Below are 19546 nucleotides of genomic sequence, written 5' to 3' on the forward strand. Positions count from 1 at the left end.
AATAGAATAAGAGAGCGTCTTTTTTGTAAGCAAAAGACGCTACGAATGACGCTGTAGAGTTTTGTGATTTCGGGCATTTTTTCGTGTTTTTAAAAGGATCTTAAAAATGAAAAACCCCCTAATTTCAATAATTAGGGGGTTTTTCATTTTTGAAAAGTTAGGTTCGGGAGATTTGCTCTCCGTAAAAAAGCCCTGTAAATTCTTGATTTACAGGGCTTTATATTTTCAGCGGAGAGCTAGGGATTCGAACCCCAGGAACCTTTCACAGTTCAACAGTTTTCAAGACTGCCGCAATCGACCACTCTGCCAGCTCTCCGGGGACAAAAGTACAAATCCGAAGCGAATTGGCAAGCCGGGATAACGATTTTTTTTTAATTTCTTAATATATGGCTTTAAGCTTTTGAGTGTCAATAGCTTAATTTTAAAAATCATCTGTTTTTTTCTGCCTGAAGCTGTTATAACGGGGTTTTATTACCCGTAAATTTCGTTTTGAAAGCTCCACGGACGCGTTTAATTCGAATCCGATGAGCAAAATTAACGAGTTTATGTACATCCAAAGCATCGCGACTATCACAGTTCCTAACGATCCGTACACCTTATTGTATGATGCAAAATTGTTAATATAGTAAGAAAAACCCAACGAGGTTAATACAGCCAGACCAGTTGCTAAAACGGAGCCGGGATTTATAAACTTCCAACGTTTTTTATGGGCAGGGGCGTAGCGATAAAGGCATGCTATGGTAACAAAAAATATAACGATGATCATAAGCCAGCGGAATAACATGATTGGATAGATCCAGAAATGGTTCTCGCTGTCTACACGTGATCGTATCCAGCTTATAACCGCCTGCCCGGCTATCATGATAGCTATTGAAATTAAAAAAGCCATGGCGATAGCCATAGTAATGCCAAGGGCTACCATACGTCTTTTTAACCAGCGTCGTCTATCTGTAATTAGCGACGCCTTGTTAAATGCCTTCATTAAATTGATCACGCCATTTGTGGCAAAATAAATAGTTAGCAAAAAACCAAAAGAAAGCAATTTGCCATTCTGGTTCTTGATGATATCTATAATAGTCTCCCTAAAGGCCAGATACGCCTCTGTAGGCATTATAGACGCCAATACACTTAGCAAATTACCCTGGAAATGATTTATTGGTATATAAGGTATTAATGTGCATAAAAAGATGGTTGCCGGAAAAATAGCCATCATAAAACTATAGGCAAGTGAATATGCCCGGTTTATGAGCGAACTTTTAGAGATTTCGGTTATAAAGAAATCAATAACAGTATACAATGGCAACGGACGAAAACCTGGGATAATGATGTATTTAGTCCACTCGATAATGTATTGGTAAAACTTAAAACGCAACAAAAAGTGGTGCAGCCATCTCATTTAACCAAACTTACTCAAAAAATGGCAATAATTTATCCATAAAATCTTTTGGGGGCAGGCTGGGGCGGTTTGTTTGCATGTTGATGAATACCAGCAACGTCTCACCGGTATTAATGAGCTCACCTTTTTCGTTCCGCAGCTCGTATCTGAAATGGATGCGAATGCCAGGCATTTTATCCATGATCACTTTTACGCTGATCTCTTCATCATATAAAGCGGGTTTTAAATACTTACATTTTAATTCCAGTACAGGCATCATAATGCCCGATTGCTCCATTCCGCTATAGGTTAAACCCAGGCTGCGTAACATCTCTACACGGCCAACCTCATAAAATTCGGCGTAATTACCATAGTACATATAGCCCATCTGGTCGGTTTCGCCGTAACGTACCCTTATTTTGGTGATATGCTCAAACATTACCTTTTAATGTTGCGCTGGTTAAGTGCCTCCTGAAATTTACGGGCATTTACCAGGTGATCGGTCATATTGGTTGCAAACGCATGATATCCCGAAAAATCGGCTTTTGCGCACATATAAATATATTCGCTTTTTTGATAGTCAAGTACGGCATTAACCGCACTAACCGAAGGCATCATGATTGGGCCGGGAGGCAGCCCTGTATGCAGGTAAGTATTGTAGGGCGAATTATAAGAAAGATATTTGTTGAGCACCCGTTTGATAGTAAAATCATTAAGTGCGAAGATCACCGTGGGGTCGGCTTCCAGTTTCATGCCTTTTTTAAGGCGGTTGAGGTACAACCCCGCAATTGCCGGCATTTCGTTATCATGTAAAGCTTCGGCATCAACAATGGAGGCTAAAACCGATATTTCCTGTTGCGAAAGATTAATGGCTGCGGCTTTTTGCTTACGCTCCGGTGTCCAGAATTTTTCATAGCTGGCATACATCTTTTTAAAGAATTTATCGGGCGATATATTCCAGTATAGCTGGTAGGAGTTTGGCATAAACATGGTGTACACATTATCGGTTGTAAAACCATATTTAGTTACATAACCTGCCGAATCAAGGAGGTTGATGATGGATGTTGAATCGGCTTCGATCTTTTTAGATACAAAACCGGCAAACTGTTCCTTCATCCTAAGCCCATGAAACTCCAGCTGGATTGGCTCCTGAGTACCGGATGCCAGCATATTGATGAGTTTACGGTTGCTCATGCCCTCGCGAAGGCGGTATTTACCAGCCTTAACACGCCTGATGTAGTTCATATTGGTAGCAGCCCAGTTAAATGTTACGGTATCCTTAACCATATCCTGCTCTTTTATGGTTTTTAAAACATCTGCATAAGTTGCACCGGTGTGTATATACAAATACTCCTGTTTGCCGGTAACATTGGCGCCAAAGTATTTATAATAATAGTTTACACCCGTAAAAATTAGTAATATAGTTATTACCAGCGCCAAGGCTATAATGAATTTCTTTAATAATCCTGATTTTGACTTTTGTTCAGTCATGATAAATAAGTATGAATAGTAATTATTTTAGTTTTTGGATGGCCATCAATCCACCAGCTAAGTTTTTAACGTTTTGATAACCATTTTGCAGTAATAGTGTTTGCGCGGTTTGGCTGCGCAAACCAACTTTGCAGATAACGATTAACTCATCTGTTTTGTTGTAAGCCCATTTATTTATGCTATCGGCAAGGGCCGATAGCGGGATATTGCTGCCTCCTATATTAAAGGTGTGGTATTCAATAGCTTCGCGTACATCTATCAAATTTATACGCTCGCCATTGTTTATACGGGCAAGCAGTTCTGCTGCGTTAATTTGTTGGGGCTGCATCAGTTTTTGTACCTTGTGTAACCGTAATATTAATACGTGTACCTATACTGGTTTTACTTAACGAATCGGTTTTCATAGGGTATTGGCCAGAAACCACAACATTGGTCGAATCTGTTATAGTTCCCTGGTAGGTGATAGTACCAACAGATAGGCCTGCACCCTTTATTGCAAAACGCGCGGCATCAAGATCAAGGTTTATCAATTCAGGTATCTCAACTTCACTGGCTCCCTCGCCATCACCCAATACAAGGTCAACCTTTGAACCTTTAGGCAATTTGAAACCCGCTTTTATAACCTCACCTCCATAACGAACTTCCAGTATCCGGTCGCGCGCAATGTCTGAGCGGTAGGTTGTATCGCCAATTTTTAAACCATAGTTGGATAAGGTAGCCGTAGCCTCGCGGTAAGTGCTTTGTTCCAGATCGGGCAGTGCTACGGGAGGCGCCTGTAATGTTACCATGGTAAGGTATATTACACGCCCTTCTTTAACATTGGTTCCGGCATCCGGATCCTGTTCTACTATGGTGCCGGGTTCGGCGTCAGGTACGTAAACAGAATCTATTTTATAGCCAAATCCTTGCTCTTTTAACAAGGCCATAGCCCTGTCTATCTTCTCGCCTTTAAGCTTTGGTACCGGTATGCCCGAGCCATGGTTGGTGTAATATCCTAAGCTAAAAAAGGCTATTAAAACAACCACTATTACGGTAACAATAGCGCCTATAAGGTTATAACGAAATGATTTTGTTTTTAAGTAAGCCCCAAATTTGCTCATCAGTATATGTAAGGATAATTACAGTCAAATAAGTATCAAACATAGTGATTATTTTGGATTTGGAGAGTCCGAAAGTCGGAAAGTATGTAAGTCGGATAGTTATCAGTGTACTGAACTATAATAAGATTAGTCGCCTGTATCTAAAGTCAAAAAAATTATTACCACGTCATATAATTATTAAATTTGAGGGATTTGCTTTCGGATTTGATCCTATTTGTTTTCAGACCGTAATAATTGAAAAAATCAGTTCCGGACTTTACTGACTTCCGGACTTTCTGACCATAAAATATGAAGAAAAATATAGCCCTTTTGGCCGGTGGCTTTACCGGTGAGTATGAAGTATCTGTTAACAGTGCGAAAAATATAGCCGGTAATCTTGATGCCGAAAAGTATAAAGTTTATACCATATATGTAAACCGCGATAGGTGGTTTCATGAAATTACAGACGGAACTGTTGATGTTGATAAAAATGATTTCAGCCTTACTATAGGCGGAGAAAAAATTAAGTTTGATTTTGCCTTTATAACCATACATGGCACCCCTGGCGAGGACGGTAAGATACAAGGCTATTTAGATATGCTGGGTATTCCTTATAATACTTGTGATGCTACCACATCGGCCATTACCATGAATAAGGCTTATACCAAAACTATTGTGAATGGGATACATGGCTTACATACTGCCCATTCTATGCGGTTGTTTGAGAAGGATATGCATGACGTGGCCATTATTGCTGCTACGCTGAAATTCCCGCTGTTCATTAAACCAAATAATGGCGGAAGTAGTGTGGGTATGAGTAAGGTTTATAATGTAGCCGGATTGCCTGATGCATTGAAAAAGGCTTTTCATGAAGATGAGCAGATCCTGGTAGAAGAGTTTATTAAAGGCCGCGAATTTAGCATTGGTATTGCCCGCCTCAACGGTAAAATAACCGTTTTGCCGGCTACGGAGATACTTACCACTAAAGATTTTTTTGATTACGAAGCTAAGTATACATCGGGGGTAACCAAAGAAATAACCCCCGCAGATTTGCCTGCAGAGCAAAATAAGCTGATAGCCGAAATAGTGACCGAAGTATACATCCGCCTGAACTGCAGGGGGATGGTGCGGGTTGATTTTATTTTGCTTGAAGGTACCAATGATTTTTATTTTATCGAGATCAACACCACGCCGGGTCAATCTGCAAACAGCCTGATTCCACAGCAGGTGAGAGCGGCCGGTATGAATGTGGGTGAGTTTTATGGATCTTTGATTGAGGGAGCTATATGATTTCGGAAATCGGAGGTTCGATTTCGAAATTTAATTTAAAAATATAGAGACGCATATTTGCGTCTTTTTTATTTTACCTGTAACAATGCCGACCTTTTTTTTATCCAATTAGCAATGCTGCAACTTATAAAATTCAAGAAACTGTATGGTGGTTTTCCGGCGCTTAAAATTGATAAATTTTCCATCAATCCCGGCGTATATTGGATAAAAGGCGTTAACGGGTCAGGTAAAAGCACACTGCTAAAATCCATTGCCGGTATTTTATCATTTGAGGGCGATATTTTGCTTGATAACAGTATCAGCATCAAAAAACAACCGGTGGCTTATCGCAAACTGGTAAACTTCGCCGAGGCCGAGCCTGTGTTTCCGGAGTTTTTAACAGGTACCGAAATGATTGCCTTGTTTGCCCAGGCCAAAGATGCACCGGCAGGGCAGGAGCAGCACTACATAAAAACTATGCAAATGCAAGCCTATGTAGGCCAGCCGCTGGGTACTTACTCCAGCGGGATGCTCAAAAAGCTTTCGCTGGTTCTGGCTTTTATGGGCAGCCCCAAATTGATCTTGTTAGATGAACCGCTTATCACTATCGATACCGTATCATTAAAGATATTGAATAACTGGATTGCCGAACGTTATAATGAACAGGGGACCAGTTTCCTGCTGTCATCACACCAAACGCTGGAGCATGATGCCTTGCCTGTTGCACGCGAACTGTTGGTTGAGGAACAAACTCTAAAATTCATTACATAATGGGGCGGCCGTTAACTAACGTGTTGCTGAAAGTACTTGCCAATGGTTTTTACCAGGTGCATGCGCCAATATTGTTGTTCGTATTTTTTATTATGGTAGGATGTGTGCCGGGTAATATGCTCATCAGTTACCATGAATCGTTGATGATGGCTATGTGCAGTAGTCCTGTAATGCTCATGATGGTTTTTGGCGGATGGCTTATTTATGTATTTAAAAGCTGGCATTACGTGTTGATACAATTACTTGCGCCCGAAAAGCAATTCCTGTTTTATAGCAGCAACGCTTTAAGCCGAAACGAACAATTAAAAAGCTGGCTTTATACACAAGCATATATTTTGTTTCCAATCATTATTTATGCACTGTTGACAGTTGGGGTAGGGCTTATGCACCATTATTATATAATGCCTGTAATTATGTTGTTGTTTATAGCAGGGATAATTTATTGCAGCGCTTTGTTGTATACACACCAGTTAAATCGTTTGATTGATGGAAGTAAGCAATCGCTATTGTTAAAACTGAGCAGCAAATGGCGCAAACCGTATTTTAGCTTGTATATCTATCACGTATTTGATAGTCTTAAAATTCAGTATTTTGTAACCAAAGCTTTATCATGGCTTATTATTACCGGCGTGTTTTATTTGTTTGCCGATGTTAAAACAGATCTGCGCGTAGCGGGCATAGCGATACTTGCGGTAATAACAGCCCACATTGTTTTAATATTTGAAACCCGCCGCTTTGAAGAAACCCGCCTGAGCTTTTCGCGTAACCTGCCCTACAGCCGATTCTGGTTGTTCCTTAATTTTGTGGGCGTGTATTCCTTTTTTTTACTGCCAGAGTGCATTTGGCTGTTCAGCAGATTTAACCCGCTCATAGCTGCGGAGCTGCTGCTTGCCGGTTTAAGTACCTCTATGTTATTCCATAGCCTGCTATACTGGTTCGGGTTAAATATGGATAAATACATTCAATGGATAATGGGCCTGTTTGTAATCCTATTTTGGGTGATCATGTTTCGGTTACTATGGGTGTTGATACCGTTGAATTTGGGGATCGCCTACTCGTTTTTTTACTTTAACTATTACAGTTACCAGGGGATGGTGAGTAAGGAGCAATGAGTGGTGAGTGGTGAGTGGTGAGTGGTGAGTGGTGAGTGGTGAGTGGTGAGTGGTTTTTTTAAAGGGATATACAATTTAATAAAAAATCCTGGTAATCTCTTAATCCGATGAATCACGGTTCAAACAATTTTTTCGCAATAGGGATGGCAGCGGATACCGTCAGCCGGCTGGCTGATAAGGCCCGTGCAGTATGAGCGTACAGCCCGGGCTGCAGGCATTGCTAATATCTTCATGTAATGTCAATATTCCGCGGTTACTGCTAACTTAAAATTGTCCATTACACAGTATACTGCGCAATCACATCTTCCGGAATCTTAGTACCCCGGCCAGTTACCATATCAATCATTACATAATCAAAATAGCCATCGCAACATACTTTGCCGGTGGCCTTGTTACGGAGCGAGAAGGCTACGCGGCAGCCTTTATCGTCGATGGCTTCAATCCCGGTTTTTACAATAAAGTAATCGCCCAAAGCGAGAGCGCGCTTATAGTCAACATGGGCCACACGCACTACCCAGCCAAAACCGCGTTCCATAAATTTTTCCATGGCCATGCCGTAGCACCGTTCCATCTGGTCGTAACGGGCAGCCAGCACATAATCAAAGTACTTGCTGTTGTGCACATGCTGAAACATGTCGATATCATCAGGACGTACACGTAATTCGGTTTCGAAAGTAGAATACATAGGAAAGTTAAAATTCAAAAAGTAAAAACTGCGCCTCACTCCCGAACGCGTTAAAAGTACGACAACACGCGAAAATTAAAAAATGAAATGCACTATATTATTACCGAAGTAATTTAAAACGGCTTTATATTTCACCCGATATTAAACATTATAGATTTGCATTTGCAATACGTTACGATATCAATGCTTCTATTTTTACGGCCAATATTGAAAAAATATTTCCATAGGTGTCTCATTTTAAATAGCGTATTGCATTTAATGCAATTTTAGTTCAATGCCTACAGTATATCCTCAATACTAATCATAATCAATTTAAAAGTTAAATTAACCATTCCCAATATTTTTATAGAACACTTATTATTTCATACATAGCAATCGGGCCCCTTAAAATATATTTTACCTTCCTGGTTTTAATTCAAACGAAATAATGGCGATTGATTGGGTAATAAAATAAAGCAGTAATAACTATTGAGTTAATTAACTGCGGTGTTTATTATTTCCTATCCAGCCTAACTATTGAAAAAAATAAAAATTGATCTTTTCTATACTTTATAGACTTAACAACCATTGAATGGTCGATTTTGGAAATATTATTAAATAATAATTAAGTTATTTAAATAAAAAGTATTGATTCGGTCCAAATTGCAGGCATTTGCTTTGCTCTTCTGCTGCAAATGAAAGGCAGATTTGTAAACTTCTGAATTTTAACCTTTAACGTTTTTAGCGTAAAAAAATCACCATTATTTAATTCATTTAATCATGAGTAAAGAAAACAATTTCACCCAAAACAGTACCCAGGTGCATCGTAACTATAATAAACGGTTCAACATCATTTGGTCATTAATGTTATTGCTTGTTGTCTTTACAGCCGGATGTAAAAAGGAAAATACTGAAGGGGCAACAACTTCGCTTCCCGATTCCTCATTGTTGGCAAGTTTAGCGGCAACTGCCAGCCTTGCACCAATAAACCTCAAAACAGCAAATTATTTTACAATTTTAACAGCAACAGGTATTAGTACTACGGGCGTTACCTCGGTTACCGGTGATATAGGCACAAGCCCAATTGCCTCCACAGCAATAACCGGGTTTGGATTAATAATGGATACTAATAATCAATCCTCACATACATCCATTGTAACGGGAAAGGTTTATGCACCCAATTACGCGGTTCCCACACCGGCAAAAATGACTACAGCCGTAAACGACATGAAAACCGCTTTTACCACGGCAAATGGAATAACAATTCCTTCACCTTTAGTTAATAAATACGCAGGCGATATCAGCGGCAAAGTTTTACCTGCCGGCTTGTACAAATGGAGTACAGGAGTTTTAATAACAAATGCAGGTGTAACTTTAAATGGGGGACCTAATGATGTATGGGTTTTTCAGATTGCACAAAACCTTACCGTAAACAATAGCGCCATCATTACTTTGACAGGCGGAGCCCAGGCCAAAAATATCTTCTGGATAGTTTCTGGTAAGGCTACACTTGGAACATATACTAAATTCAGCGGCATTATTATCAGTAAAACACTGATTTCTTTAAATACAGGCGCTAAAGTTACAGGCAAATTATTTGCACAAACGGCGGTTACTATGATTGCAAATACAGTTAAACCTTAAAAATACTTACGCTAATCGAAGTCACTGACGTCGAATTATAGTTTACAAAACAATATTAGCGCAAGAGTATAATCATTATAAAACGAGGCTGGATCATGGTTATGATACAGCCTTGTTTTATGTTATATAAAATTAAACTATAGTAATATTTGGATTTTTAAAGTGGGAGAGGGGAATAGGCTTTTAGTGTGATGAACAGGAAAGAGTAATAATTGCAAAGTGGACCTGCAAAATAAAAATGAAATATCCGCTCAAACAAAATATTGCATATGTTTATCCGATGAAATTTAGCGAAGCCGTTTTGCAGTATAAAGAGCAAAACATTAACTGGATAAATAATTTACGGCTGATAGCTATGTTTGCTGTTATTGTATTACATACTGCTTCGCCATTGCTTTTTGCATATAAAGGCACCCCTGTACAGAATTGGCTGGTTGGTGATATTTACAACGCATTGGTGCGCTTTTCTGTACCGGTTTTTGTAATGATAACCGGTGCATTATCACTCCATCGGGAGTATGAATTAGGTGATTTTTTAAAAAAGCGTATCGGCCGGCTCATCCTGCCATTTATCTTCTGGAGCCTGGTTTATATAGGGTACAAATTATATAACGAAGAGATTGCGTTTAACGGCAATATTGGCGCCGATCTTAAACTGGTAATATACCAGTTACAAACCGGTAGCTTTTATCATTTATGGTACGTGTACCTGTTGATAGGTTTGTACCTGTTTACCCCGGTTTTGGGCAAATTTGTACGGAATGCTACAGAAAAGGAACTGCTATACTTCCTGGCCATCTGGTTTTTAGCTATGCTGTTAAGCACTCCATACCTAAGTGTTTTTAACACAGCTGTTGATCTTCATAATTTTACAGGTTATATAGGCTACCTGGTGCTGGGGCATTACCTCACTTACAAACGCTTTAAATTGAGTGCTTTACCGGTTATTGCCGGTTTGTTATTTATCGGCCTTGTTGCTTTAATTTCCTGGGGAACTTATTACCTGCAGGTAAAGGATAATGCACTAAGCACTTTTTTTTATGAACCCATAGGTCCATTTATAGTGATACTTTCGGCATGTGCGTTTATAATGGCAAAATATACTGTGATCAAATTAAACCCGACAATCAGCCGCATCTTCGATAATGCGGGGAAATATACACTGGGCATCTACCTTAGCCATGCCCTAATATTGACCTTGCTTGAGTTGGCCGATATTAATTATACACTTTTTATCCCCATATTAAGTATTCCGCTGGTAGCTTTATTGTGTTTCCTGTTATCGTGGCTGTTGATTTATGCCATGAGCAAATTGCCACTGGTTAAACATGTTACAGGGTAGAAGAGGGGGCATTGCTGATTAGCATTAAAACCACTTTCCTGCAATCTTTTCAAAAGCCTCAAGATCAACCTGTGATTGGTATAGCTTTGTGCCGAGCTGTAGATATTGCCGCTCCAATAACCCGGTGCCAGTGATAATACTTGCTCTGAGTGTTGCTAATCCCTTGTATTCGGCTTTAATGTCGTTTTCCAGTTTGCGTTTTTTGATGTAGATCTCGTTGGCTATGAAATTGATCTCCCGGTCGATTGCCTCTGTATCCGGTGTATAAGTAAAACCAGACCCCATTTGCCTTTGCCAATCCAGCAGCACCTGGATGTTTTTGGGGCCGATGCCGCTTATCTTATGGGTTTTTAGTTTATACATATCTGCCGCTGTGCGGATTCCATTGGTAAAGATCAGTTGCTTTTTCGCCGCACCAAAGGAGGGGATAGGGTAGTTACGGATATCAAATTGCAGCAGGTGTACCTGGTATTTGATATTATAATATTTTTCCTCGATCATCCTTTTTTTAGCCGCGAAATCTGCCGGTAACGATCGGAAGGCCGTAATCAGGTCAGTCAGATTTTTTGCCGATTGGTTATAGCGGTTTAGCTCGGTTGGCTGGTTGTGCTTTTTTACCAGCGCCTGGAACCGGTTTTTTAAGATTTCATGATTGGCTTTCCTGTTTTTGAGTTCGGCCTTAAGTTGTTTTTGGGCAGGCGCCATGGTGTTATATAGCAAAAGGAACAGTGCTCCCGCAAAGGCAAACCACCAGCTCTCCGTCATGCTAACACTTAATGTAACCAGTAAAGTAATGATTTGTATGGTTATATTGATGTAAGCAAGGGTTTTAAACTTTTGCTCCACAGGGGCGGCCTTTATCGTGCCGGAGGTATAGGTGTCTGCCAGTTTCCTTATTTCCAGGTTTTCCAGCTTAAAACCATTCACAAACTGTTCAATATCCTGCAATTCGGGGATGCCTTTCAGGTGGCTATCCTCCATAAAATAAACTATCCCGGCCCTGTCCCTGAATGCGCACCAGGGGCATTGCTGCATAGTTTTTGAATAATAATGCAGCCGTGAGCGGTTGCAATTGATCATTTCCCTGTTCAGTTCTTCCAGATCGACCACCCATTGTCTTGGTGTGGGCCTGGGTGTTGTGCCATCAAATGCGGCATGAAAAGAGTTGATAAGACCTGGTGTAAAATCCTTCAGGTTTAAACTGTTGGGTGCTGGTGTCAGTTTCTTATTGGTTTTGTGCAGCGAGTAGGCAAACTCTTTTTGCCGGATAGCCTGGTCTTCCTCAAAATCCTCTTTACTGCGGTTAACCCCTGTAAAAGGCGCTCTCCCCATAAACAACAACTGGAAAATGAGGGTAGCTAAAGAAAAACTATCTGTATTTACTGTACGCACCACGTTCTCAAATGATCGCATCTGCAATAATTCGGGCGGGGTATACCTTGGGATGCCCACTTCGCAAAAATGATAACGCTTGCCGTTCTTTACCTGGAACGAGTCGCAATCTATCAGCGCTACCATACCAGTTCCGTTCACCAATATATTGGCTTCATTGATATCGCCTACCACTATACCCAACTGGTGTATCTTATGAAAGGCCGTAGCCAGGTTGCGTGCCACATGTACCAAAAAGTTATAACCTTTATCGGGGAACAGTTTTTTACGGTCCATAGGGCTAAACAGCATGTGCAGTGGAACAAAGCCCAGCAGCTTTTTCATTACAAAGCCCGATACCCTGCCCGCGCCATCCCGGATCACATCCAAAGGCCAGGCCGCAAATTTGGTCAGTTCGGCATCGGTTATGGAGGCCATGTGCAGCAGTTTTTCCGCCTTGTCGCGGTCAACGGCTTCTTTGTACACTTTAAGCACCAGCGCCGGGTTGCCCTGTACTTCGTGTATAGTGCCTTCACCGCCCTCGCCAATCTGGCGGCCTGCCAGGTAAGGGGTATCTGTAGCTCCCTTATATGCCTGGTTTGCCATGTGTTAATCGGGTGGCCAGCAGCAATGTTTTATCATCATCGGTGCGGCTGTTAATGGTATCGCCGGCTAAGTAACCGGATAATTTATTGTTCAGGATCTCTATATGTTCCGGGCTCTCTGCCATCCGCAGCACTTTGAACAGGTCGTTCAAAAATGGCTGGTGAACGGTTTCGGTTTCGTTGTTCAGGGCCAGCATCTGCAAGCCATCGGTAAAAATGGCTACCTCGGTAATGCTTTCGTTTATTACTTTGGTTTTCAGGTTCCGCAGGTTCGGGTCATCTATCAAAAAAGTAGTGGTATTCTGGTACTCGCCATTATGTGGCCACCACAGGTGCGTAAAATAACCGCTGCCATCATTGCGTACAATAGCTCCGTCGCCTATCTGCATAAAGCAAGCTTTTTGGGGCAGTATTACAAAGCCCAGCAGGGTACATGAAAATTCATTAAGCAATGCATCTCTTTCTGTCGCCAGCGCGTCCAGCCGGTCATATATCGTTTCGGCAAGTTCAATTAAAGCTGCGTCGTCTATGTGCTTTTCAGCCAGGATCCAGTTGTACATAATGTCGGTAGCCTGTTGTACCGCTAAAGCAGATGCTTCGGCGGCATAGGCGGCGCTGCCGGCGCCATCACTTACAAAACAGATGAGGGCCTCATCTGCGCCCGGCAATTCTGCCAGGCTGAAATGTACTGCATCCTCGCAGGTTTTTCCTGCCGCGATGTGTGATGTACCGATAACGCTTTGTGCAATCACCTTCCAGATCATACCTCTCCCCAGCCCGATGGCGGCAGTAATTTGGTTGGAGTGCCCGGATTTTTACTTGATACCATTTTCATAGAAGAGGATAGCCACAGGAAAAACTCCCTGAACATCAGTCCTTTTAATTTGATGGGGCTGCGAACAGATAGCTTGCTCAGCGTATCCATGCTTGCACCCTCTACACCAATAGCAAAAAAGGCAAAGGCGTTCTTTTCTTCCCCTTCTTTGATCAGCTGCGCCGCGTGCGACCAGCTATCAGTAGGAGCGCCGTCCGTGATCAGGATGATCCAGGGTTTATAATAGCCCACGCCATTCTCCTTATACACTTGTTTACGTTGGGCAATCATATCAATCCCCATGGTAATGGCGGCGCCAATAGGAGTATCACCTTCGGCGGTAAGGGTTTGGGGGAAAAAGTTATCAACGGTAGTAAAGTCAGACTGCAGGTTAACCGGACCAAAGGTAACAATAGCCACCTCCACTCTTTTTGATGCTAAAGAATCCTGCACCAGTTCGTTTTTGAGGGTTAACACACCTTCGTTTAGTTGCTGTATGGGCATCCCACCCATAGAGCCAGAGGTATCCAACAGCAACAGGCAAGGGCATCTCGACTCGGGGTTGTTGGCGAAATCATCCGAACCAAAGGGGATCTGTTCAAACGAAACATATTCATCCATACTCATATAATATTTCTGTTTTTTATAAAACGCTAAATTACGAAAAATTGGAAACCAGCAGGGGTGAGCCTTGGTTTTGGGAAGAGTACTAAGTTTTTTATTGCGAAAGGAGACCGTAATGCTTCCTTAGCTTTTAGCTTATTTGTTCCACAGGTAAGTCAACCACAATTGTTGCCCGGTTATAAAAATCTGTGATAATATCGCTTACCGTATTTTTAAGCTTTACAAGCTGCTTTTTTAATTTGTTAAGCGCCACATTGCTTTTTGCTTTATCACCGGCAAACAGCTCTGCTGCCAGTACATTATCGTGCCAGTCGCCTATGGCTATTTGCACCTGGTCCAAATAGTCGCCGTTTATACCTGTATGCAGTGCTGTATGGGCTATTTTATGATTGTGGATTAAAATTTTTATCTGCTTACGGGAATCATGTAACCGATCGTCAAACTCAGGTATGGTAAGCAAGCCCGCAATTGTATGTAGCTGATGCAGGTAAAACTGGTTGATATGCCAATCGCTGATGGGTTTTATTTTTCTTTTAAGCGTTTGATGCGAGTCTTTGAGTTTCTTTAAATACGAGCTTGCATTCGCTTTAAATTTTTTGTTAGCTTCATCAAATAGCAACTGCTGGTTGTTTAAAAATTCCTGGTTATCTATTTTATAAGTTTTAGCCAATTCCAGGTTTGTATAAGCGTTCCTGATCTCACCAGCCTGTTTAAAAATTTTACGCACAGGTAAAAAGTGTTTGGCTAACTGGGGATGACGTTTTGCACTATCCGATAATATAAAAAAGGCGCGTAATTTTTTAACCTGTACCCTGAAATGATGCAGGTCTTCCGGCCTTTCGTTGCTTAAATACAACTCAAGGCTGGTTTTCATGTCCTTCCATTCTTTATCAATGTACTTTATTTCTTCCTTTTTTTTCATAACAATATTAAAGCAGTATGCACAAAGCTTAAAATCAATACATTGATTTACAATATAATTATAGCAATTTATGTGAAATTAATTAATATAAATGTAATATACTAAAAACAGCTGTATACTTGAAGACGCTTGCGGCTTTTAATTGCAATAAACCTATAACAAATGGGGCGATTGAAAATAAAACCTGAATTTTGACGGGGTACAAATACCGTGAAAACACGGATTGCAGATGAAACAGTAAATGTTATTTTTGTGGTTGTAAACTATTGATAACAACCTGACCAATCGCAATTGATGAAAAGGACCATACTTATTGCTGTTAAAGCCATTGCCTGCCTTGTAATCTTACTTTCCGTCACTCTACCGCACCTCTCAGGCACATGGACCGGTAAGCTAATGACTGCCGATAGCACGGTATATCCCTTAACCTATAATTTTACCCTGCTTGGCGATTCCGTTGCCGGTACGGCCAAAAGTAAGCTCGGCGAGTTCCGCATCCAGGAAGGGAAACTGGATACCAGCGGGCTGCATTTTAAGGTTACTGTGAATGGGCGGGATATTCCTCATAACGGTATTGTTTATGCTGACTCCATTGGCATGAATATTATTTTGAATGGCTCCAGGGTACATTATACGTTGAGTCGGGCAGCTAATTAATGTTCATAGCTTCTCTTACAAACACCTTTGATTTATATTTAATAGTTGCTTAGAAAATAAGAGGGTTCAGAAATTTAAAACTCTACTTCAAAAACGCCGTATTTGATAGCAAAAATGACCAGGCCTGCCGTGTTTTTGCAGCCAATTTTTGCGAGTAAATTGGTACGGTGCCCATCAACAGTGCGGCTGCTGATAAATAGCTTGTCTGCTATTTCGGTATTAGTTAATTCGTCGCAGATCATCCTTAATATCAACGATTCCCTTTCGGTTAATGATATAGGGATATTATTTAGATTTTGAATGCCTGCTTTACGATGATGCGCCGCGTTCCTCATGGCATTAACAGCTTCCCTGTTAAAATAGAAACCCAGTTGGTGGGTATTGATGATTGTTTGAAAGAGCTCATGTGCTTCGCAATTTTTTTTGAGATAACCACATGCCCCGGCTTCAATCATTTTACTCATATACCGCTCTTCGCCATGCACCGATAGTACAATAACTTTTATGGAAGGATATTTATGATGTAAAACTGCATTCAGTTCAACCCCGTTCATGATAGGCATATTCATGTCTATCAGTGCAATATCGGGCAGTGTAGCCTGGTTTTTAAGCTGCTCAAGCAAAACGCGTCCGTTTTCGGCATGGCCAACCAACTCAAATTCGGGATTGGTGCTCAATAAATTAACCAGCCCTTCCAGGAACAGGGTCTGATCATCAGCAACAACAATACGGATCTTTTTCATATMATATTAATTAGGGCCGATGTCTTTTTGAGGGTCAAGGTAAATAAACATAGAAAAACCTTCACCGGCGCGTGTTTTAACCGAATACCTTGCATTGATCATCATGAGCCGGCTCTCGATATTTTGCATGCCCATGCCTTTTTTTAATTTTTTATCATCCATATTATAACCGATGCCATTATCGGTATAATGAATAGATAGCAAATTGTTCTTCATGAAAAGTGATATGCCTATATAATTAGCCCCGGAATGTTTTAGTGTATTGGTAACCAGTTCCTGCAACACTCTTATCAGGGCCAGTGCTACGTGTTTAGGTAAGGTGTCTGTTGACATGGCCGCATGGTTGGTTATAGAAATAAGCGAATCGTGCCCCTTACTTATAACGTCCCGCATTTCTTCTAATGCTTCCGAAAACCCAAACAACTCAAGGCCCGGCGGCGAAAGATTATGAGATATGTTACGCACATTTTCAATGATCTTATCTATCAGCTGCTTATAAAACCCGGCCTGCAGCACATCATTTTCAGCTACATCATTATTATTAAGCCGGTTAATCAGCATTCTTAGATTTGATAACGAACCGCCAACTTCATCATGCAGATCCTGGCCAATGCGTTTCCTTTCCTCCTCCTGGGAGTGTATTACAGCATGGAGCAGATTTTTTTGATGATCCATAGCAGCATGGTGCAAGCTTTCCCGCTGTTGCAGCAGCTTGTTTTGATTACGTATAAACAAAATAACAAATGATATCACCAATAAGGCAATACCTCCTGTACACATAATTACCAGCACATAAATATTTTCGCCTACGTCTTTCTGCATATATAAAACCCCCACGAAAACAAAAGATACATAGCCAGCAGTAACGCGGCATGTATATTCCATATTAACAGATTAAGTAAGTAATATTTGGGGCTGGTATAAGCGGTTGTTAAATTTGAAAAGGAATACACAAACAATGCTCCCGAAAAATATAAAAGTACTCCTGTATTAATCCAGTTTAAGGGGTTACTGCTCCAGCTTTTTTCGTTGTCGGCTTCATTTATCTGGGCAAAATAAGCCAGGCTATAGGCCATTATCATCAATACTTCTAAAGGCCTGGTATAGGTATTAAAGCGAAAAATGCTTTGGAAAAAAATAAGATTTATGATACAGATCAGCGGAAATACCACAATTAAAAACCTGATGATTTTACGAATCAATCCCTCCTTTAAAATCTTTATATAAAAAAATGAAAGCAGCAAAAATTCCAATATGGTGAATATGTGTAAAAGGGGAAGATTATTTATCCGGATATCCGCCAGAACCGCTGTTAGTATGTTAACCAAACCATCCAATAATAAATAGTATAAGATGAGCAAAAGTGCCCTATCAGCATGCTTATATTTAAAAACGGCGAAACTGATAGGGATTAAAACGGAAACCGGAACAATTAAGCCCATAAAAATAAATTTGGCTGAAGGCATAACGGGCTTATTGGTTTATATATAGTTTTCTAAACTATTGGTGCTGTTAAATAACGGGCTTGATGTATCGCATAAGGACGGACAAGGCTGTGTAAAATCGTAAATGGTTGACTCACTTGCGCTATTTACTATCTCACCCTCGCTTATTAAACCTTCACTCACCGATTTTTTGGTTAGCATATCATGGTTGTTGGCATCAACCGGCACCAGCATACCGGTGATCTGATAGGGATAGTCGGGATCCTGCAAACTTAAATAAAGCCGGATTGATTTAGCTTGCGGATGGTCTTCCATCAGATCCTTTACATCGGTAATGTTAATATTAATAGCTCTAAAAATGCGTTGTTTGGATACATCTATCCCATTATTTGTTCCCGAAGCATTTGATGTATTTTCTGCAGGCAAATTAACAACAAGATTACGCCAGTTTTCGGCTCTTGATACTGCCTCGGCCAACGGAATACGGGGTTTATCGGATAATGATGATCTGCTGCTGACAGCACTTTGACCAGAAGTTGTACTTTCGATGTTATTCATGATAATAATGTTTTTTAGGTTTGTATTTTAAGTTAACTGGTTTAAAGTATAATAGTATTAGTCATTTAAATTATTACAACTTCGGGTACGCCAACAGCCGCACAAAAGCTGTAAATAACAGCCTGGTTAATGGTACCATCTGGATTGTAACCGGTGCGGAACACGCCGAATGATGCAACCCAGCCTAAAACTTCATCAAGCTGGTTACTATCAGCAATATTTACCTGCCCGTATGTTGTTGATGGTGTAAGGTCGCTGTTATCAACCTGGCCTTGTATGCAGGCGGCTATTAAAGCAACATCATCGCCCGGGATCTGGATGCCCCAGTTAATCAGGTCGACCGTTATTTGCGTTGTTAAAGCCTGAATGTTTCCGTTTACATTATAGCCTAATACCACACCGGCATCCTGCGATGAAGAGGGGAGTGTAATGGTGGGAAATAGTCCATTAAAAATAAAAGTTGAATCGCTCTCCGCAGCTAAAATCGCAGCCGGTACGGCCAGCTCCAGGTTAGAATAGGTTGGTGGTGGTGCGTCAGACGAACGGGGGGTAAGCCCTTGTATAATAACATTTAAATCAGAAAGCGCCAGTGTGGTATCTTTAACTGATTGCACAACCAATGCCACAATCTCGGGCATAGTTAAGTTTGTAACCGAAGCGAATTGTCCCATTTTTTAATAATTTAGGTGTTTAATACTTGTTGTAATTGGTTTTTAAACTTATAACTTATTTTAATATTTCTTAACTATTAATACAAATATATTTAACTGACCGCGCCAGGGAATGAGTAAAAAATCCCCTTTTTGGAAACAGGTATTTTTACCTGCTTTTATAAAATAAAAAGCAGACTTCAGGCGTGTGAGACGCTGTTTATAGGGGAGTTTTAAAACAGCGCAAACAACTTTAATTACAATAAGTAAAAAAATAGTTGGGTTTACATTATAACTTTGGTTTATACAAATAAAGGACTTTTCTTAATTATTAAGAAATAATTCTTCAACGGCTTTTACGAAATAAGTAAATAAAAAGTTGTTGTATTATATAAGATGATTTTATATAT

The 19546-nt window shown here is 40.6% G+C and carries 21 protein-coding genes and 1 tRNA gene; 6 read left to right on the forward strand and 16 right to left on the reverse strand.

Translation table 11 applies throughout. The features are described 5' to 3' along the window. Positions 1-229 precede the first annotated feature (229 nt). The 6 genes from AC1DO4_RS23685 to AC1DO4_RS23710 all read right to left on the reverse strand — a co-directional run bounded on the left by AC1DO4_RS23685 (position 230) and on the right by AC1DO4_RS23710 (position 3966). Positions 230-316: transfer RNA gene (locus tag AC1DO4_RS23685), tRNA-Ser, on the reverse strand. Positions 317-421: 105 nt separating this feature from the next. After that, complete coding sequence (locus AC1DO4_RS23690) at positions 422-1396, reverse strand: YihY/virulence factor BrkB family protein (protein ID WP_477420037.1); 975 nt, start codon at positions 1394-1396, stop codon at positions 422-424. Positions 1397-1406: 10 nt separating this feature from the next. After that, on the reverse strand, positions 1407-1814 hold the full coding sequence (locus AC1DO4_RS23695) for an acyl-CoA thioesterase (protein WP_477420038.1): 408 nt from the start codon (positions 1812-1814) through the stop codon (positions 1407-1409). Then, a complete protein-coding gene (mltG, locus tag AC1DO4_RS23700) occupies positions 1814-2866 on the reverse strand; it encodes an endolytic transglycosylase MltG (RefSeq protein ID WP_477420039.1) in 1053 nt (350 codons plus the stop codon). Before mltG ends, AC1DO4_RS23695 begins: the two co-directional genes overlap by 1 nt. Positions 2867-2888: 22 nt before the next feature. Beyond that, entirely contained in the window at positions 2889-3194 is a 306-nt protein-coding gene (locus AC1DO4_RS23705) for a rhodanese-like domain-containing protein (protein ID WP_477420040.1), read from the reverse strand. Continuing rightward, a complete protein-coding gene (locus AC1DO4_RS23710) occupies positions 3175-3966 on the reverse strand; it encodes a PASTA domain-containing protein (RefSeq protein WP_477420041.1) in 792 nt (263 codons plus the stop codon). The genes AC1DO4_RS23705 and AC1DO4_RS23710 overlap by 20 nt, the downstream gene beginning before the upstream one ends. 288 nt (positions 3967-4254) lie before the next feature. Between AC1DO4_RS23710 and AC1DO4_RS23715 the strand changes: the two genes are divergently transcribed. The 3 genes from AC1DO4_RS23715 (at position 4255) to AC1DO4_RS23725 (ending at position 7097) form a co-directional block, all read left to right on the forward strand. Then, positions 4255-5235: a D-alanine--D-alanine ligase gene (locus AC1DO4_RS23715; protein ID WP_477420042.1), complete on the forward strand. Its 981-nt coding sequence runs from the start codon at positions 4255-4257 to the stop codon at positions 5233-5235. Positions 5236-5349: 114 nt separating this feature from the next. Further along, positions 5350-5985: an ABC transporter ATP-binding protein gene (locus tag AC1DO4_RS23720; protein ID WP_477420043.1), complete on the forward strand. Its 636-nt coding sequence runs from the start codon at positions 5350-5352 to the stop codon at positions 5983-5985. Next, positions 5985-7097 (forward strand): hypothetical protein, encoded by a 1113-nt coding sequence (locus AC1DO4_RS23725; protein ID WP_477420044.1) that lies wholly within the window; start codon positions 5985-5987, stop codon positions 7095-7097. Before AC1DO4_RS23720 ends, AC1DO4_RS23725 begins: the two co-directional genes overlap by 1 nt. 277 nt (positions 7098-7374) lie before the next feature. Here the strand turns inward: AC1DO4_RS23725 and AC1DO4_RS23730 are convergent, their stop codons facing one another. After that, positions 7375-7782: an acyl-CoA thioesterase gene (locus AC1DO4_RS23730; RefSeq protein ID WP_477420045.1), complete on the reverse strand. Its 408-nt coding sequence runs from the start codon at positions 7780-7782 to the stop codon at positions 7375-7377. Between the two features lie 759 nt (positions 7783-8541). Here AC1DO4_RS23730 and AC1DO4_RS23735 point away from each other — a divergent pair. Continuing rightward, positions 8542-9405 carry an ice-binding family protein gene (locus AC1DO4_RS23735; RefSeq protein ID WP_477420046.1) on the forward strand — a complete coding sequence of 288 codons (864 nt, stop codon included), beginning with the start codon at positions 8542-8544 and terminating at the stop codon, positions 9403-9405. Positions 9406-9643: 238 nt separating this feature from the next. Then, positions 9644-10747, forward strand: a complete 1104-nt coding sequence (locus AC1DO4_RS23740) for an acyltransferase (RefSeq protein WP_477420047.1) — start codon at positions 9644-9646, stop codon at positions 10745-10747. A 24-nt stretch (positions 10748-10771) separates the two neighbouring features. On the opposite strand, the gene AC1DO4_RS23745 is transcribed toward AC1DO4_RS23740, so the two are convergent. From AC1DO4_RS23745 to AC1DO4_RS23760, 4 genes are all read right to left on the reverse strand, one after another. Next, on the reverse strand, positions 10772-12724 hold the full coding sequence (locus AC1DO4_RS23745) for a protein kinase domain-containing protein (RefSeq protein ID WP_477420048.1): 1953 nt from the start codon (positions 12722-12724) through the stop codon (positions 10772-10774). After that, positions 12705-13487, reverse strand: coding sequence for a PP2C family serine/threonine-protein phosphatase (locus tag AC1DO4_RS23750; RefSeq protein ID WP_477420049.1), 783 nt, complete (start codon positions 13485-13487; stop codon positions 12705-12707). The genes AC1DO4_RS23745 and AC1DO4_RS23750 overlap by 20 nt, the downstream gene beginning before the upstream one ends. Next, positions 13484-14164, reverse strand: a complete 681-nt coding sequence (locus AC1DO4_RS23755; RefSeq protein ID WP_477420050.1) for a vWA domain-containing protein — start codon at positions 14162-14164, stop codon at positions 13484-13486. The genes AC1DO4_RS23750 and AC1DO4_RS23755 overlap by 4 nt, the downstream gene beginning before the upstream one ends. A 127-nt stretch (positions 14165-14291) precedes the next feature. Continuing rightward, entirely contained in the window at positions 14292-15083 is a 792-nt protein-coding gene (locus tag AC1DO4_RS23760) for a CHAD domain-containing protein (protein ID WP_477420051.1), read from the reverse strand. A gap of 294 nt (positions 15084-15377) precedes the next feature. Here AC1DO4_RS23760 and AC1DO4_RS23765 point away from each other — a divergent pair, with 294 nt between their 5' ends. After that, positions 15378-15740, forward strand: a complete 363-nt coding sequence (locus AC1DO4_RS23765) for a hypothetical protein (RefSeq protein WP_477420052.1) — start codon at positions 15378-15380, stop codon at positions 15738-15740. A 74-nt stretch (positions 15741-15814) separates the two neighbouring features. Here AC1DO4_RS23765 and AC1DO4_RS23770 read toward each other — a convergent pair whose 3' ends face one another. The 5 genes from AC1DO4_RS23770 to AC1DO4_RS23790 form a co-directional block, all read right to left on the reverse strand. Beyond that, positions 15815-16483, reverse strand: a complete 669-nt coding sequence (locus tag AC1DO4_RS23770; protein ID WP_477401829.1) for a response regulator — start codon at positions 16481-16483, stop codon at positions 15815-15817. A 6-nt stretch (positions 16484-16489) separates the two neighbouring features. Then, complete coding sequence (locus tag AC1DO4_RS23775; protein WP_477420053.1) at positions 16490-17305, reverse strand: sensor histidine kinase; 816 nt, start codon at positions 17303-17305, stop codon at positions 16490-16492. Further along, the gene (locus tag AC1DO4_RS23780) at positions 17290-17949 is read right to left on the reverse strand and encodes a hypothetical protein (protein ID WP_477420054.1); all 660 of its coding nucleotides are present in this window, start codon (positions 17947-17949) and stop codon (positions 17290-17292) included. The genes AC1DO4_RS23775 and AC1DO4_RS23780 overlap by 16 nt, the downstream gene beginning before the upstream one ends. A 15-nt stretch (positions 17950-17964) precedes the next feature. Further along, entirely contained in the window at positions 17965-18486 is a 522-nt protein-coding gene (locus tag AC1DO4_RS23785) for a hypothetical protein (RefSeq protein ID WP_477420055.1), read from the reverse strand. A 65-nt stretch (positions 18487-18551) separates the two neighbouring features. Next, entirely contained in the window at positions 18552-19157 is a 606-nt protein-coding gene (locus AC1DO4_RS23790) for a hypothetical protein (RefSeq protein ID WP_477420056.1), read from the reverse strand. Positions 19158-19546 lie beyond the last annotated feature (389 nt).

This window comes from Mucilaginibacter sp. P5_A6 (genome assembly GCF_056400585.1).

Bases quoted from the DNA above. Each gene is read 5' to 3' on its own strand.
- AC1DO4_RS23750 (WP_477420049.1), bottom strand. From the start codon at position 13,487: ATGATCTGGAAGGTGATTGCACAAAGCGTTATCGGTACATCACACATC.
- AC1DO4_RS23695 (WP_477420038.1), bottom strand. From the start codon at position 1,814: ATGTTTGAGCATATCACCAAAATAAGGGTACGTTACGGCGAAACCGAC.
- AC1DO4_RS23690 (WP_477420037.1), bottom strand. From the start codon at position 1,396: ATGAGATGGCTGCACCACTTTTTGTTGCGTTTTAAGTTTTACCAATAC.
- AC1DO4_RS23760 (WP_477420051.1), bottom strand. From the start codon at position 15,083: ATGAAAAAAAAGGAAGAAATAAAGTACATTGATAAAGAATGGAAGGAC.
- AC1DO4_RS23775 (WP_477420053.1), bottom strand. From the start codon at position 17,305: ATGCAGAAAGACGTAGGCGAAAATATTTATGTGCTGGTAATTATGTGT.
- AC1DO4_RS23770 (WP_477401829.1), bottom strand. From the start codon at position 16,483: ATGAAAAAGATCCGTATTGTTGTTGCTGATGATCAGACCCTGTTCCTG.
- AC1DO4_RS23735 (WP_477420046.1), top strand. From the start codon at position 8,542: ATGAGTAAAGAAAACAATTTCACCCAAAACAGTACCCAGGTGCATCGT.
- AC1DO4_RS23715 (WP_477420042.1), top strand. From the start codon at position 4,255: ATGAAGAAAAATATAGCCCTTTTGGCCGGTGGCTTTACCGGTGAGTAT.
- AC1DO4_RS23745 (WP_477420048.1), bottom strand. From the start codon at position 12,724: ATGGCAAACCAGGCATATAAGGGAGCTACAGATACCCCTTACCTGGCA.
- AC1DO4_RS23755 (WP_477420050.1), bottom strand. From the start codon at position 14,164: ATGAGTATGGATGAATATGTTTCGTTTGAACAGATCCCCTTTGGTTCG.
- AC1DO4_RS23725 (WP_477420044.1), top strand. From the start codon at position 5,985: ATGGGGCGGCCGTTAACTAACGTGTTGCTGAAAGTACTTGCCAATGGT.
- AC1DO4_RS23785 (WP_477420055.1), bottom strand. From the start codon at position 18,486: ATGAATAACATCGAAAGTACAACTTCTGGTCAAAGTGCTGTCAGCAGC.
- AC1DO4_RS23720 (WP_477420043.1), top strand. From the start codon at position 5,350: ATGCTGCAACTTATAAAATTCAAGAAACTGTATGGTGGTTTTCCGGCG.
- AC1DO4_RS23705 (WP_477420040.1), bottom strand. From the start codon at position 3,194: ATGCAGCCCCAACAAATTAACGCAGCAGAACTGCTTGCCCGTATAAAC.
- AC1DO4_RS23790 (WP_477420056.1), bottom strand. From the start codon at position 19,157: ATGGGACAATTCGCTTCGGTTACAAACTTAACTATGCCCGAGATTGTG.
- AC1DO4_RS23780 (WP_477420054.1), bottom strand. From the start codon at position 17,949: ATGCCTTCAGCCAAATTTATTTTTATGGGCTTAATTGTTCCGGTTTCC.
- AC1DO4_RS23730 (WP_477420045.1), bottom strand. From the start codon at position 7,782: ATGTATTCTACTTTCGAAACCGAATTACGTGTACGTCCTGATGATATC.
- AC1DO4_RS23765 (WP_477420052.1), top strand. From the start codon at position 15,378: ATGAAAAGGACCATACTTATTGCTGTTAAAGCCATTGCCTGCCTTGTA.
- AC1DO4_RS23710 (WP_477420041.1), bottom strand. From the start codon at position 3,966: ATGAGCAAATTTGGGGCTTACTTAAAAACAAAATCATTTCGTTATAAC.
- AC1DO4_RS23740 (WP_477420047.1), top strand. From the start codon at position 9,644: ATGAAATATCCGCTCAAACAAAATATTGCATATGTTTATCCGATGAAA.
- mltG (WP_477420039.1), bottom strand. From the start codon at position 2,866: ATGACTGAACAAAAGTCAAAATCAGGATTATTAAAGAAATTCATTATA.